12 protein-coding genes are annotated in these 14787 nt (G+C 65.8%); 8 read left to right on the top strand and 4 right to left on the bottom strand.

Going from position 1 to position 14787, the window contains the following annotated elements:
- Positions 1–23 precede the first annotated feature (23 nt).
- The 3 genes from BRA471DRAFT_RS25315 to BRA471DRAFT_RS25305 are packed head-to-tail and all read left to right on the top strand — an operon-like array spanning position 24 to position 2825.
- Complete coding sequence (locus BRA471DRAFT_RS25315; protein ID WP_007612401.1) at positions 24–1157, top strand: ABC transporter permease; 1134 nt, start codon at positions 24–26, stop codon at positions 1155–1157.
- 2 nt (positions 1158–1159) lie between these two features.
- Positions 1160–1930, top strand: a complete 771-nt coding sequence (locus tag BRA471DRAFT_RS25310) for an ABC transporter ATP-binding protein (RefSeq protein WP_007612400.1) — start codon at positions 1160–1162, stop codon at positions 1928–1930.
- Between the two features lie 16 nt (positions 1931–1946).
- On the top strand, positions 1947–2825 hold the full coding sequence (locus BRA471DRAFT_RS25305) for an MlaD family protein (RefSeq protein WP_007612399.1): 879 nt from the start codon (positions 1947–1949) through the stop codon (positions 2823–2825).
- A 252-nt stretch (positions 2826–3077) separates the two neighbouring features.
- Here the strand turns inward: BRA471DRAFT_RS25305 and BRA471DRAFT_RS25300 are convergent, their stop codons facing one another.
- Positions 3078–8720, bottom strand: a complete 5643-nt coding sequence (locus tag BRA471DRAFT_RS25300; RefSeq protein ID WP_007612396.1) for a negative regulator of septation ring formation — start codon at positions 8718–8720, stop codon at positions 3078–3080.
- 143 nt (positions 8721–8863) lie between these two features.
- On the bottom strand, positions 8864–9118 hold the full coding sequence (locus BRA471DRAFT_RS38470; protein ID WP_157234094.1) for a hypothetical protein: 255 nt from the start codon (positions 9116–9118) through the stop codon (positions 8864–8866).
- Here BRA471DRAFT_RS38470 and BRA471DRAFT_RS25295 point away from each other — a divergent pair.
- Both BRA471DRAFT_RS25295 and BRA471DRAFT_RS25290 read left to right on the top strand, forming a co-directional pair.
- Complete coding sequence (locus BRA471DRAFT_RS25295; protein WP_088931159.1) at positions 9117–9491, top strand: Hpt domain-containing protein; 375 nt, start codon at positions 9117–9119, stop codon at positions 9489–9491. The two genes, BRA471DRAFT_RS38470 and BRA471DRAFT_RS25295, sit on opposite strands and share 2 nt — an antisense overlap.
- A gap of 165 nt (positions 9492–9656) precedes the next feature.
- On the top strand, positions 9657–9977 hold the full coding sequence (locus BRA471DRAFT_RS25290) for a 2Fe-2S iron-sulfur cluster-binding protein (protein ID WP_007602043.1): 321 nt from the start codon (positions 9657–9659) through the stop codon (positions 9975–9977).
- 12 nt (positions 9978–9989) lie between these two features.
- On the opposite strand, the gene BRA471DRAFT_RS25285 is transcribed toward BRA471DRAFT_RS25290, so the two are convergent.
- Positions 9990–10457 (bottom strand): thioesterase family protein, encoded by a 468-nt coding sequence (locus BRA471DRAFT_RS25285; RefSeq protein WP_007612392.1) that lies wholly within the window; start codon positions 10455–10457, stop codon positions 9990–9992.
- Positions 10458–10636: 179 nt separating this feature from the next.
- Between BRA471DRAFT_RS25285 and BRA471DRAFT_RS25280 the strand changes: the two genes are divergently transcribed.
- The 3 genes from BRA471DRAFT_RS25280 (at position 10637) to BRA471DRAFT_RS25270 (ending at position 13118) form a co-directional block, all read left to right on the top strand.
- Positions 10637–11665, top strand: a complete 1029-nt coding sequence (locus tag BRA471DRAFT_RS25280; protein WP_007612390.1) for an NAD(P)/FAD-dependent oxidoreductase — start codon at positions 10637–10639, stop codon at positions 11663–11665.
- A 116-nt stretch (positions 11666–11781) separates the two neighbouring features.
- Entirely contained in the window at positions 11782–12384 is a 603-nt protein-coding gene (locus BRA471DRAFT_RS25275; RefSeq protein ID WP_007612388.1) for a DUF2147 domain-containing protein, read from the top strand.
- Positions 12385–12761: 377 nt separating this feature from the next.
- Positions 12762–13118, top strand: coding sequence for a hypothetical protein (locus BRA471DRAFT_RS25270; RefSeq protein WP_035975119.1), 357 nt, complete (start codon positions 12762–12764; stop codon positions 13116–13118).
- 89 nt (positions 13119–13207) lie between these two features.
- Here BRA471DRAFT_RS25270 and garD read toward each other — a convergent pair whose 3' ends face one another.
- Positions 13208–14749: a galactarate dehydratase gene (garD, locus tag BRA471DRAFT_RS25265; protein WP_007612382.1), complete on the bottom strand. Its 1542-nt coding sequence runs from the start codon at positions 14747–14749 to the stop codon at positions 13208–13210.
- Positions 14750–14787: the final 38 nt, after the last annotated feature.

Below are 14787 nucleotides of genomic sequence, written 5' to 3'. Positions count from 1 at the left end.
GCCCCGGCACGGGAGCGGACATCTTGAACGGCGATCCGAAGCTGGAACGGATTGCGAAGGGCAATGCGCTGGCACTCTGCGCCACCGGAACCTGGACCGCGAGCTTCGCGCCGGTCCTGGAGCGGATGGTGGCCGACGCCGAGAAGCTCGCCGGCACCTCGCAAAGCATCTTCATCGACGTGTCCGAGGTCGCCAAGCTCGACACCTTTGGCGCCTGGCTGATCGAGCGGCTGCGCCGCAGCCTGACGCAGGGTGCCGTCGAGGCGCAGATCGCCGGCCTCTCCGCCAATTATTCGAGCCTCGTGGACGAGGTACGGCGGGTCAGGGCGACGCCCGTCATCGACACCAGCACGATCACCATCACCGGCATGCTGGAGCAGATCGGCCGGGCCGTGGCCGGTGTTGCCGGCACCGTCGCAGGCCTGATCGACATGCTCGGCGCGGTGCTCGCGGCGGTCGCGCGTACCCTGATTCATCCGCGCTCGTTCCGCCTGACCTCGACCGTGCATCATCTGGAGCAGGTCTGCTGGCGCGCGGTGCCGATCGTCGTGCTGATCACCTTCCTGATCGGCTGCATCATCGCCCAGCAGGGTATCTTCCACTTCCGCAGGTTCGGCGCCGACCTGTTCGTCGTCGACATGCTCGGCGTGCTGGTGCTGCGCGAGATCGGCGTGCTGCTGGTCGCGATCATGGTCGCGGGCCGCTCGGGCAGCGCCTACACCGCCGAACTCGGCTCGATGAAGATGCGCGAGGAGATCGACGCGCTGCGCACCATGGGTTTCGACCCGATCGAGGTGCTGGTGCTGCCGCGCATGCTCGCGCTCGTTCTCGCGCTGCCGATCCTGGCCTTCCTCGGCGCCATGGCCGCGCTCTATGGCGGCGGCCTCGTCGCCTGGCTCTACGGGGGCGTGCAGCCGGAGGCTTTCCTGCTGCGGTTGCGCGACGCCATCTCGATCGACCATTTCGTCGTCGGCATCGTGAAAGCACCGGTGATGGCCGCGGTGATCGGCATCGTTGCCTGCGTCGAGGGGCTCGCGGTGCAGGGCAGCGCGGAATCGCTTGGGCAGCACACGACATCGTCTGTCGTGAAAGGCATTTTTTTCGTCATCGTCATGGACGGTGTGTTCGCCATCTTCTTCGCCGCGATCGGGATGTGACGATGGCAGGCGAGATCCAGAATCCCATCATTCGCGTCCGCGACATCACCGTGCAGTTCGGCGCGACGCGCGTGCTCGACGGGCTGGACCTCGACGTCAAGCGCGGCGAGATCCTTGGCTTCGTCGGTCCTTCCGGCGCGGGCAAGTCCGTGCTGACACGCACCATCATCGGCCTCGTGCCGAAGGTCGCGGGGAGCATCGAGGTGTTCGGCGTCGACCTGGATGCTTCCAATACGTCGCAGCGTCGCAACGTGGAGCGGCGCTGGGGCGTGCTGTTTCAGCAGGGCGCGCTGTTCTCCTCGCTCACGGTGCGGCAGAACATCCAGTTTCCCATGCGCGAATATCTGCGGGTGTCGCAGCGGCTGATGGACGAGATCACCATCGCCAAGCTCACCATGGTGGGTCTCAAGCCCGAAGTCGCCGATCGCTTTCCGTCGGAACTCTCGGGCGGCATGATCAAGCGCGTGGCGCTGGCGCGCGCGCTGTCGCTCGACCCAGATCTCGTCTTCCTGGACGAACCGACCTCGGGCCTCGACCCGATCGGCGCCGGCGATTTCGACGAGCTGGTCAGGACGCTGCAGCGGACTTTGGGGCTGACCGTTTTCATGGTAACCCACGACCTCGATAGCCTTTACACAGCATGTGACCGCATCGCCGTTTTAGGGAACGGTAAGATCATTGCGGCAGGGTCGATCGCCGACATGCAGGCCTCGCAACATCCCTGGCTGAGGCAATATTTCCATGGCAAGCGCGCTCGCGCGGTGATGGGCTGAGGTGCCGGAGTAGCTGATGGAAACGCGCGCAAATTACGTGCTGATCGGGTCGTTCACGCTGGCGGTGATCGCCGCCGCGATCGGCTTCGTCCTGTGGTTTCAGTCGTTGCACACCACCAAGCAGCGCAGCCCCCTGCGCGTCGTGTTCGAGGGCCCGGCCGCGGGCCTGCGCAACGGCGGTAGCGTCAATTTCAACGGTATCCGGGTGGGCGAGGTGGTCTCGGTGAAGCTCGACAACCCGCGGCGGGTTGTCGCACTCGCCATGGTCGAGAACAATGCCCCGATCCGCAAGGACACCCTGGTCGGCCTCGAATTCCAGGGCCTGACCGGCGTCGCCGCGATCTCGCTCAAGGGCGGCGAGGAGGCCGCGCCGTCGCCGCCGCTCGACGAGGACGGCATTCCCACGCTGACGGCCGATCCCAACAAGCTTCAGGACGTCACCGAGGCGATCCGCGGCACGCTCCAGAACATCAACAAGATCGTCGCCGACAATCAGGAGTCGGTGAAGAACTCGCTGAAGAATCTCGAGACCTTCACCAACTCGCTCGCTCGCAACTCCGAGAAGATCGACGGCGTGATGGCCAAGGTCGACGGCGTCATGCTCAAGGCTGACAGCCTCATGCTTGGCCTCAACACGCTCGCCGGCGGCAAGGACGGCGGCGAGCTGTTCCAGGCGGTGAAGTCGATCCGCGAACTGGCCGACGATTTCGACAAGCGCTCCGGCGCATTGATGACCGACGGCCGCCGTACGCTCGGCGACATCAGCCGCGCCGTCAACAATTTCGACCGCAACCCGACCCGCGTCCTGTTCGGCGCCAGCAACAGCGGGCCGCCAGCCGCGCCGCCACCGCCCGAGCCGCCGAAGCCCGCCGTGCCGGAGCGCCGGCGGCAGTAGGGGGATCGCCTCGTGCTTCTCCGGCGTCGTCCTGGCGAAAGCCAGGACCCATTACCCCAAGGAGGAGTTTGGCGAAGAGCAGTCGTTCGGTACTTCCACCGGCGGCAATCGACAGACCTCGCGGTATGGGTCCTGGCTTTCGCCAGGACGACACCGAATGTTTGTCGATCGCTTCGTTCCTAATGACACCCAAAACAAAAACGGAGGCCGCGAGGCCTCCGTTTCCTTATTCGTCATTTGCGAGCTGGCCGCTCACCCCAGCCGTCCCGCTGCGTGGGCGAGCAGCGTATACACCAGGCCCGTCTCCGAGGTCAGGTGGTTGCGCAGCTCCTGCGGGCCGCGGCCGTCGCGGGCGACTTCGTCGAGCAGGCGTTCGAACTCGGCGACATAGCGGTCGACCGTGGCCTTGAAGTTGCGGTCGGAGCGATACTTGCGGGCGACCTCGTCAAAGGCCTTCTGGCCGGCGGGCGTGTAGAGGCGCTTGGTGAAGGCCTTGTTCTCGCCGCGCTGGTAGCGGTCCCACATCTCGGACGCGAGGTTGCGGTCCATCAGCCGGCCGATGTCGAGCGACAAGGATTCCAGCGGATTGCCGCCACCTTGCGGAGCCTGCGGCTGCGGAGCCGGTGCAGCCTGGCGGCCGCGCTGGGGCTCACGTCCGGTGGACGCACCCTGGTTGGCGTCCGTGCGGCTCAGGAGGTCCGACAGCCAGCCGTCACGGCCCTGGTCGTTTCCGGCCGGCGCGACCGGCGGCGCTTCGGTGCGGCGCGAGGACGCGGGCATGCCGAGGTCCGGCGGCGGCAGCGTCGAGGCGCTGGCGCTCTCGCGCATGCGCGTCTCGGTGCTGCGCGCGCCGACGGCCGCCAGCATCGGCTCTTCCTGGCGCTGCACGCTGGCGCGGCCCGTCGTGGAGACGTCGAGGCCGCGGCCGTGCTGGGCCACGATGCGGTTGAGCTCGGCGAGGGCCTCGATCTGGTCGACGATCACCTTGCGCATCTGCGCAGTGCTCTCGGCGGCCTCCTGGGGCATCTCGAGCACGCCGCGGCGCAACTCGTTGCGGGTGGCTTCGAGCTCGTTGTGCATCTCGAACGCCATCTGCTTCATGCTGGAGACGAGGTTGGTGAACTTCTCCGTCGACTGCTTGAACATCGCATCCGCCTCGTCGGTGGTCTGACGGTAGATGTCGTGCATGGCCTCGACGGTCTGGCGGTGCTCCTCTTCGGAGGCCGACCGCACCGCCTCGAACTGGCGAGTGATCGCGGCGGAACCTGCGCCGGCGGTCTCCGCCACGACGCGGGCGATGTCGCGGGCACGCTCTTCGGCGGCCGCCAGCGATTCATCGAGCAGGCCGGTGAAGCGCGACAGGCGCTGGTCGAGATCGGCCGTGCGCAGGTCGATCGTGGTGACGAGCGATTCCAGCGCCTCCTTGCGTTCGGCGAGCGAGGCGGTGGTGTTCTTGTTGCTCTGCTCGACGACCTGCGCGGCCTCGACCAGTGCCTTGCCATGCGCGTCGAACTGGGTCGACAGCTCGCCGAGATCCTGGAGCGCCCGCGTGGTCTTGCTGTTGAAGACGTTGAGCTGGTCTTCCAGGTTCTGCGTCGCAGCGCCGTTGCGCGAAGTGACGTCGTTCATCGCCGAGACGAAGTCGGCGACGCGCGTCACCAGCGCCCGCTCGAGCGAGTTGAGGTTGTCGTGCGCACCGGTCAGCACCTCCTGGAGCAGGATGTTGCCTTCGCGCAGGCGCTCGAACAGGGCGACCGTGTCGGTGCGCAGGATCTTGCTGGTCTCCTGCATTTCGGTGACGGCCGCGATCGAGACCTGGCGCGACTGGTCGATCGCCGCGCGCGAGGCCTGCTCGAGGTCCTTGAGCGACTTGTTGACGGCACCCGTCGCCATCTCGCTCGCCGAGTTGATGGTGCGCGCCACCTCGGAGCCGTTGCCCATCATGGTCTGCGAGAACGCATGTCCGCGCGTCTCGATCGACTTCAGCGCGTCGGACGTGACGCGGTCGATATCGAGCGTGAGCTGGCTGGTCTTGGAGCCGATCGCGTCCACGAGCGAGCCGCGCTTGGCGTCGATCATGTTGGCGAGACGGTCGGACTGCTGCTGCACGTAGGTGACGATCTCGTCGGTCTTGCCGGTCATGGCCTGGCCGAAGCTGCTGCTGGCGGCGAGCACCGAGCGCTCGACGTCCGCCGAGCTCGACTTGACCCGCGAGCTCGCCTCGTTGGAGGCGTTGATCAAGGCGTTCTGGGCGTTGAGCGCGCTGGTCTGGATGTCGTTGGTCGCGTTCGCGGTGGCCGTGCTCAGCGTACGCTCGATCTCGCTCGAGATCGTGCGGATCTGGCTTGCGGCATCCGCCGAGGTCGAGACCAGCGAGGTCTGCGCCTCACGCGCGCTGTTGAGGATGGTCGAGGCGGTGTCGGCGCCGACCGAGGTCAGCGTGCGCTCGATGTCCGTGGTCAACGACTTGATCTGGCCCGCAGCGTCCGTCGAGGCGGAGATCAGCGTGCCCTGGGCCTCGCGTACGCCGCTGGTGAGCGCTTCGATGGTGGCGCCGCCGGCGGTCGCCAGCGCGCGCTGCATCTCGGCCGCCAGCGAACGAACCTGGCCGGTCTGTTCGGCGGAGACCGCCAGCAGGGTGCTCTGGGCATCGCGGGCGCTGGTCGTGATCGTCTCGGCGGTCGACTGGCCGACCTGCGAGAGCGACCGATGCACTTCGGCGGCGAGGGACTTCACCTGGCTCGCCGCATCCGAGGACGCGTTGACGAGCGTGCTCTGGGCTTCGCGGGCGCCGGTCATGATGGTCTCGGCCGTCGCGGTGCCGGCCATCGAGAGCGAGCGCTGCACGTCGGAGGACAGCGCCTTGATCTGGTTGGCGGTCTCGCTCGAGGCCGCGATCAGCGCGCTCTGCGCATCGCGGGCGCCGGCGGTGATCGATTCCGCCGTGGCGGAGCCGGCCATCGAGAGCGAGCGCTGCACGTCGGCGGTGAGGGTCTTGACGTGGTTGGCCGCGTCCGAGGACGCCGTGACGAGCGTGGTCTGCACCTCGCGGGCACCGGCCAGGATCGAGGCGGCGGTCGCCGACCCTGCCGACGACAGCGTGCGTTCGACGTCGGCCGCGAGCCCCTTGATCTGGTTTGAGGCATCGCCCGAGGCCGCGACCAGCGTCGACTGCGCTTCGCGGGCGCTGGTCAGGATCGAGTTCGCGGCTCCGGTGCCGACGGCGGTCAGCGCGCGCTCGACCTCGGCGGAGGTCATCTTGAGCTGGGCGTTGACGTCGGAGGAGACCGTCATCAGCGACTGCTGCGCGGTGCGCGCACCGGTCTGGATGGTCTCGCTGGTGTTGACCACGAGGTTGGTGAGCGAGCGCTCGGCGTCCTCGACATGCGAGCGGATCGCGGTCGAGATCATCTCGGCGCGGGACATCATGTCCTCGCTGGCCTGGCGTCCGCTGCTCTCGATGCGGCCGGCGACGGCCTCGACGCGCGAGCCGAGCAGGTCCTCGAACTGCGCCACGCGCACGTCGATGTCGCTGGCGACCGAGCCGACCTTGGTCTCGATGGCCTGCTGGATGTCCTGGAAGCGCGCCGTGACCGTGTCGGTCAGGTGCATGCTGCGGCCGTCGATGATTTCGGTGACGCCGGTGATGCGGCGGTCGACCGCCTCGATCGCCTGCGCGGTGCCGTCCGTGAGCGTCGAGGTCAGGAGCGTGAGGCGGGTATCGATCGACTGCACGGCCTGCGAGGCGCCGTTCGTCACCGCGGTGGTCAGGTAGGTGAGACGCGTGTCGATGGATTCGAGCGCCTGCGACGCGCCGCCGGTGAGGGTGGTCGTCAGATGCGTAAGGCGCGTGTCGATCGTCTGGATGGTCTGCGATGCGCCATCGGTCAGCGAGCTCGTGAGGTGGTTGAGGCGGGAGTCGATCGACTGGATCGCCTGCGCGGCACCGTCGGTCAGCGACGAGGCGAGCGTGTTGAGCCGTCCGTCGATGGTCTCGGTGACCGACTTCGCGCGGGTATCGAACGACTGTTCGAGCGCGGCGACGCGGCCGACGAGCTGCTCGTCGAAGGTTTTGATGTGACCATCGATCGTCGAGTCGAGGCTGGAGATCTTGCCGTTCAGCGAGGTGTCGAGGTTGCTGACGCGCTCGCCGATTGTGGTCTCGAACTGTACCAGGCGCTGGTCGAGCACAGCCGTGATGGCGCCGCCGTTAGAGGTGAAGCGGGTGTCGAAATTGTCGACATAGGTCTTCAGCGACTCATGGATATCCTGGGTGCGCTGGCCCATCCGATCGACGATCTCGCCGCCGAAGGTCTTCACGGTGCGGTCGAACTCGGAGATGTGGCGGGTGATCAATGCGCCCAGCGTGCCGGAGTCGCGGGCGAACTTCTCGACCAGCTCGGTGCCCTGGTTCTTCACCAGCTCGTCGAAGGCGCTCATCTGGAGCGACAGCGAGTCGTGCGCGGTCTCGGTCTGGCTGACGACCTTGGCGACCAGCGTGTTGACGGTGGCGTCGAGCGCCTCACTCGCCTTGTCGCCGGAGGTCATGATCTGGCCGGCGAGGCGGTTGCCGGCGTCGTCGATCTTGGCGGACAGGTCGTTGGAGCGCAGCTCGAGCTCGAGCAGCAGCGAGTCGGACGAATTCTTCAGGCTGTCGTGCACCTGCTCGGTACGCTCGGAGATGCCGTCGACGATCGCGGCGGAGCGCTGCTCGAACTCGCCGGTGATGCGGTCGATGCGCTCGTTCAGCATTTCGTGGACGCGGTCGGCGAGGTCGACGAACTCGTCGTGAACGTGGCCGGTCTTGAAATTGAGGCTGGTGGTCAGCCGCTCGCTGGCGTCGAGCACGGCGCGCGTGGTCTCGTTGCTGGCCTCCTCGAGCCGGTCGAGCAGGTCGCCGCCGCGCTCGCCGAGCGCGAGGATCATGTTGTCGCCGGCGTTGCTGAGCGCACCGGTGATGTGGGCGCCGCGCTCTTCGAGCGCGCCGGTGATGGACTTGGCGACCTCGTCGACGCGCGAGGCAATCGCGTCCGAAATCAGCGCGATATCATGGCGCAAATCGATCTGCACGCCGGAGATGGCGCTGCGGACCTGCTCGGCCTGGCCGACCAGATTGTCGCGCTGATGTGCGATGTCCTGGAGCAGGGCGCGGATGCGCACTTCGTTGTCGGAATAGGCGCGTTCGAGCGCCGCGACTTCGTTGGCGACCAGCGTCTCGAGCTCGCCGGCGCGCGCGATGGCGCGCTCGATGCCGTCGCCCATCGCCGCAACCTCGCGGCGGATGGCCTGGCCGACGGTGACCATCGAATCCGAAGCCGAGCCTTCCGGCTCGGAGAAGCGGATCGCAACCTGGGCCATCGCCTGCGCGACCGAGCTCATTTGCTGGCCGCGCCAGACGAGGCTCGCCAGGAAGAAGAACAGCATGATCGGCGCGAAGAACATCGTGACCAGGCCGGCAACGGCCAACACGCCGCCGCTCTGGCCCATCGCCGCCTGGATCGAAGGCAGGAAGCCGACCGTCAGCGCGGCGCAGGCCGCCAGCCAGATGACCGTGAAGATTGTCGCGCCGGTATAGATGTTGCGGGTCGGGCGTCCCGTCTGCAACGTCTGCAAGAGCTGGCCGATGGTCGCACGGTCGTCATTGGCGGCGCGGCGCGAGGAGCGCGGCTCCTCGATCTGGTCGAACATCGCGCGTTCGTTCGCGGCAGGGCGCGCGTCGAAGCTCGGTTCGTCGAATATCGGGGGAGCCGGTGGCGCGACCGGGGGCGACGTTTCGCTGCGCATCGAGGCGTTGCGGCTGGTGTCCGCGGCCGTGTCGCTGATGTTCAGGGCTTCCTGGATTGCAGAAAGCGCATCTTCTGTGGGGTCTTTGACCTTTTTCGGAGTGTTTGCCATGTTCAGTCCGAGCCCTCGTTACTTGTACGCGTCCCCCCGCGAGCTCTGCGCGCTACGCAAGCCCACAGTCCGGATCATGCCGCTTGCGCGGATCTCCGAGCCATCCCCACCCGGACGGCTTGTCCGCCAATTTCTCCAACATCCTATTGGCAGAGCGTCGCGAATGAAATGCCCGCGATTAAGACATTCTTAATCATCGTTAACAGGATCGCGCCGTAAGGCCTTAGCAATAAATGCAATTCTCCACCGGACTCGCCGGATTGCGGCAACTTTTCGTCAATAAACAGGCAGATTTGCGCAAAACGGCCGGAACATTTGGTTAACCATTTCCGTGCTTGGGTAGAGGGAACTTGACCGCCGGACCGGCGGCCATCGCGCGATGCCGGGGCCTGCGCCATGATGCCTGAACTGCAACGGATGGACTGGATGCCCTCGCCCCCGCTTGCACCCATCGACAGCCCGCTCGACCTCGATCATCTCTCCCGCATGACGCTCGGCGATTCCGAGCTGAAACAGGAAGTGCTGGCGATGTTTGCCGAGCAGGCGGTGCGCTTGATGGCGGCAATGGCGGCGCTGCCGGCCGAGGCTGGTGCGCTCGCCCACAAGCTCAAGGGGTCGGCACGCGGGATCGGCGCCTTTGCGGTGGCGGATGCCGCCGCCAGCCTGGAGACCGCGATCCAGACCGGACAGGGCCGGCCTCACGCCTTCGCCGCGCTGAAAGAGGCGGTGACCGAGGCGCGCGCCGCAATCGAGGCGATCCTGAACCCTTAGGCCGACAAGGCCAGAACCGTGCTCTAGTCTTTTGTTTTGACGGGTTTTCTTCCCGCGAAACGGCATTCACGACTTATCAAAACGCTATGGCGCCGGGCTGAGCGACCCGTTATAGGACAGCCCGGACCCTCCTTCATTCCCTAGATCGCGGCAGCACGAGCACACATGGCCAAAATTCACTTTGTCGATCACAAGGGCGAAACCCGTACGGTGGACGTCGAGAACGGCGCGACTGTGATGGAAGCCGCCATCCGCAACAGCATTCCCGGCATCGAGGCCGAATGCGGCGGCGCCTGCGCCTGCGCCACGTGCCACGTCTATGTGGATGAAGCGTGGCGCGAGAAGGTCGGTAGCCCGACGCCGATGGAAGAGGACATGCTCGACTTCGGCTTCGACGTGCGTCCGAACTCGCGCCTGTCCTGCCAGATCAAGGTCTCCGACGATCTCGACGGACTCGTGGTGGCGACGCCGGAACGGCAGGCCTAACTCACTTATCTATCATGGGCTCGGCGGCGCGACGTCAATGCCGCGCTTGTGCCAGGGTCTGAGCTTCTCGAGCACTTCTGAGGTCAGCGGTGCCGGCCGTCGCGTCGCCTCGTCGAGCATGACGCCGACTGACGTCGCAGACGCAATGCACTTCCCGTTCGAAAACACGACCTGCTCGAACGTCACCGATGTCCGCCCGAGCTTCACCACGCCGAGGCCGAGCTCGATCGTATTCGGCCAGTGCAACTCGGCGCGAAAATGCATGTCGAGCCGCACCATGATCCAGGCAAGTCCCGGCGGCGTCAGGCCGTATTCCGGAAGCTTCATCAGCGTGACACGGCCGGTCTCGAAATAGGTGGCGTAGACCGCGTTGTTGACGTGCTGGTTGGGGTCGAGATCGCCGAAGCGGACATTGTCGCTGAGGCGAAAAGGATAGTCCTCCAGGCGCGGCGTCGTATCGAGGCGGCTTGGTGCGTTCACCGATTGATCTCCGTCATAGCGTTGCCCGTTACAGCCCAGTTATCCTGACCCGGCAAGTGGGCGTGGCTGCGGGGCGCTCCCGCTTTTATGCCTTCCCTGATCCATCCCCGTTGGCTAGACAGGCAGGGTCACCTCGGCCCACAGGGCGCCGTCCCACCGAACGACGATAAAGAGACGACATGAGCGACGCGATCAAAACGGATGTGCTGATTATTGGCGCCGGCCCCTGCGGTCTGTTCGCCGCTTTCGAGCTGGGCCTTCTCGACATGAAGACGCATTTCGTCGACATCCTCGACAAGGTCGGCGGCCAGTGCGCAGAGCTCTATCCGGAAAAGCCGATCTACGACATTCCCGGCATTCCGCAGGTTTCGGGGCAGGGCCTCACCGACGCGCTGATGGAGCAGATCAAGCCATTCCATCCGACCTTCCATCTCGGCGAGATGATCGAGACCGTCGAGAAAATCGGCGATCCCCTGTTCCGCTGCACCACGGACGCCGGGAAGGTGTTCGAATGCAAGGTGCTGGTGATCGCTGCCGGCGGCGGCTCGTTCCAGCCCAAGCGTCCGCCGGTGCCGGGGATCGAAGCCTATGAAGGAAGCTCGGTGCACTACGCCGTGCGCAAGATGGAAACGTTCCGCGACAAGAACGTGTTGATCGTGGGCGGCGGCGATTCCGCACTCGACTGGACGCTCAATCTGCATCCGATCGCCAAGCGTATCACGCTCTTGCATCGTCGCGACGATTTTCGCGCCGCCCCCCACAGCGTCGAGCAGATGCGCGCCCTGGTCGCGGCCGGCAAGATGGATCTGCGCCTCGGCCAGGTCACCGCGCTGTCAGGCAGCGAGGGCAAGCTGAGCGGCGCGACCGTCAAGGGCAACGACAACAGCGTGAGCGAAATTACCTGCGACACCATGCTGCCGTTCTTCGGCCTGACCATGAAGCTCGGTCCCGTCGCGAACTGGGGCATTGCGCTGGAGAACAATCTGGTGCCGGTCGAGACATCCGCGTTCGAGACCAACGTGCCGGGCATCTTCGCGATCGGCGACATCAACACCTATCCCGGCAAGATCAAGCTGATCCTGTGCGGCTTCCACGAGGGCGCGCTGATGTCGCAAAAAGCCCATCGCTATGTCTATCCGGAGAAGCGGCTCGTGTTCCAGTACACGACCTCGTCCTCCAGCCTGCAAAAGAAGCTCGGCGTCAACTGATGGCGGGGGCCAATGCCCCATGTTTCTGGTGCTGGAACAGTTCGCGAAATCGCCGTAGTCTGCGGCCATTGCAGTTGGCGGCTTAGCAAGGCGATTGGCTCAGCAAGGTGATGATAATGCGGACTCTCTTTTCCAGCTTTCGGCTGTTCTCGCTCCTCGCGCTAGCGATGTCGCTCGGTGCGGTGAGCCCGGTTGTGGCGCAAGTGCAGCAGCCGACCGCCGCAGGCCTCTGGCAGAAGGTCGAAGACGGCAAGACGGTGGGTTGGTTCCTCTTCATCGACCACAACGGCATCTTCGAAGGCGTCATCGCAAAAACCTTTCCGCGGCCCGGCGACGACCCGAACGAGATCTGCGCGAAATGCACGGACGATCGCAAGAACGCGCCGGTGCTCGGGCTTTCCTTCATCCGCGACATGAAGCGCGACGGCTTGAAGTATGACGGCGGCAACGTGGTCAATCCGCGTGACGGCAACATCTGGAAGGCCAAGATGACGGTCAGCCCGGATGGGCAGACCCTGACGATGCGCGGTTTCCTCGGCATCTCCCTGTTCGGCAAGGACGAGACCTGGACACGTCTTCCCGACGCCAACATCGCGCAGGTCGATCCCGCGATCGTCGCGAAATATCTCCCGGCGCAAGCGACCGCCGCGACCAAGCCGGTGCCCGCCCCTGCGGCGAAGAAAGGCGGCGCGATGATGGCGCCGGCGCCGAAGCAGTAGGGTCTACGTCGCGCGCTGTGCCGCCCGAACTTCCGTAGCGCCACACACCGCCGTCATTGCTCGCGAAGGCGGGGGCTCCAGTACGCCGCGGCCTCTCCGCGTTCTTGCGCGGTGTCCTTGGCCCCCGTGTGCAATCGCGCATCCGGCGATGACCGCGGAGATCTTGGCGCGCGAGTAGCGGTCATACCCGTCGAAAGACGAACGCGTGCCGGACGCGCGCCAGTAGTTCCCCGGAATGCGCTGTGGCGCCAGATTTGCATAGCTATCCGCAAAGCTGTTGGGGGAATGAGTCGCTGTCCTTGACGCCCTTCGCCGAGTCGCGGAAGGCGAACGGCAACTATCGCCCCGCGGCGATGATCTCGATCCGCGGAGACGACATGAGACGTGCAATATCGTGTGCCGCCATGCTGCAGGTCCTGACGGTGCTGCTGACGGTCCCGACGCTGGCACGCGACGACGGGCGCTACGCAAACTCGCCGCTCAAGCCCTGGTTCGAAAGCCTGCACAGCGAATACGGCCAATGCTGCTCGGATGCCGACGGCTATGTGGTCGCCGATGTCGACTGGGAATCCGATAAGGGCCGTTATCGCGTGCATCTCGACGGCGAGTGGGTGGTCGTGCCCGACGGCGCCGTCATCACCGAGCCGAACAAGATCGGCCGCACCATGGTGTGGAAGCACTATATCGACGGCCATCCCCGCGTGCGCTGCTTCATGCCGGGCAGCATGACGTAGATTGAAGCGTCATCCCGGGCGATGCGCAGCGTCGAAACGGGACTCGCACCGATGCATCCGCGCGGCGCGGCAGTGTCCGCGCGCAGCGGTCAGGTCACGGGCGCCGGATTGAACAGCGTCAAATCGTTGTGGATGCCCCAGCGATCCGACCAGGGCTGCGTGCGGCCGGAGGCGACATCGAGGATCAGGCGGAACAGGTCCCAGCCGGTCTCCTCGATGGTCTTCTCGCCGGTGGCGATGCCGCCGGCATCGAAATCGATCAGGTCCTTCCAGCGTCGGGCCAGCTCGGTCCGGGTAGCGACCTTGATCACGGGCGCAGCCGCAAGGCCGTAGGGCGTGCCGCGGCCGGTGGTGAACACCTGCAGCGTCATGCCGGAGGCGAGCTGGAGCGTGCCGCAGATGAAGTCGGATGCCGGCGTCGCCGCAAACAGCATGCCCTTCTGCGTCGCCTTCTCGCCGGGCGAGAGCACGCCGGTGATCGCGGACGAGCCGGACTTGACGATCGAGCCGAGCGACTTCTCGACGATGTTCGCAAGCCCGCCCTTCTTGTTGCCCGGCGTGGTGTTGGCGCTGCGGTCCGCGCCGCCGCGGGCCAGATAGGAATCATACCAGGCCATCTCGCGGACCAAAGCGCGGCCGACGTCCTCGTTGATGGCGCGTCGCGTGAGCAGCTGGATCGCGTCGCGCACTTCGGTGACTTCCGAGAACATTACGGTGGCGCCGGCGCGCACCAGCAGGTCGGCGGCGAAGCCGACGGCGGGATTGGCAGTGACGCCGGAGAAGGCGTCGCTGCCGCCGCATTGCAGGCCGATGACGAGATCGGCGGCCGGGCAGGTCTCGCGGGTGCGCGTGTTGAGGATCTTCAGGCGGGCTTCGGCCTGGGTCATGATGGCGTCGACGATGGCGCCAAAACCGTCGAAGGCTTCGTCCTGCATGCGCACGATGGCGTTGCTGACGCCTTCCGGCACCAGACGCTCGGGCGCGAGCTTTTCGCATCCCAAGCTGATGACCAGGATCTCGCCGCCGAAATTCGGGTTCTGCGCGATGTTTTGCAGCGTGCGGATCGGAATCACGGCATCAGGCGCGTTGATGGCGACGCCACAGCCATACGCATGCGTCAGCGGCACGACGTCGTCGACATTCGGATATTTCGGCAGCAGCTCGGCGCGGATGCGCTTCACCGCGTATTCCATCGTGCCCTTGACGCATTGCACGGAGGAGGAGATGCCGAGGATGTTCTTGGTGCCGACCGAGCCGTCGGAATTGCGAAAGCCTTCGAACGTGAAACCTTCGAGCGGCGGCAGCGGCGCGGGAACGGCGGTCGAGATTTCGAGCTTGTCGAGGGCAGGGGCCTCCGGCATGCGGATGCGCGCTTCGTCCACCCATTCGCCGGCCAGGATCGGCGCGAGCGCATGACCGATCACCTCGCCGTAGCGGATGATCGGGGCGTCCTGCGGGATGTCGACCAGCGCCGTCTTGTGGCCTTGTGGCACGAAGGCGCGCAGCGTCAGCCCGCTGGCGAAGCGGGAGCCGGCGGGAAGCCCGAAATCATTGACAACGATCGCGACGTTGTCGCGCTCGTTGAGCTTGATGTAGCGGGGCTGCTCTTTCGCTGCGACTGACTGGTCCATGGACGGACTCCGAAGTGTAGGGTGGGTTAGCGCAGCGT

It is taken from the genome of Bradyrhizobium sp. WSM471 (assembly GCF_000244915.1).
Taxonomy (GTDB): domain Bacteria; phylum Pseudomonadota; class Alphaproteobacteria; order Rhizobiales; family Xanthobacteraceae; genus Bradyrhizobium.
The sequence above is the reverse complement of the archived record's forward strand: the minus strand, read 5'-3'. Positions and strand labels throughout refer to the sequence as shown.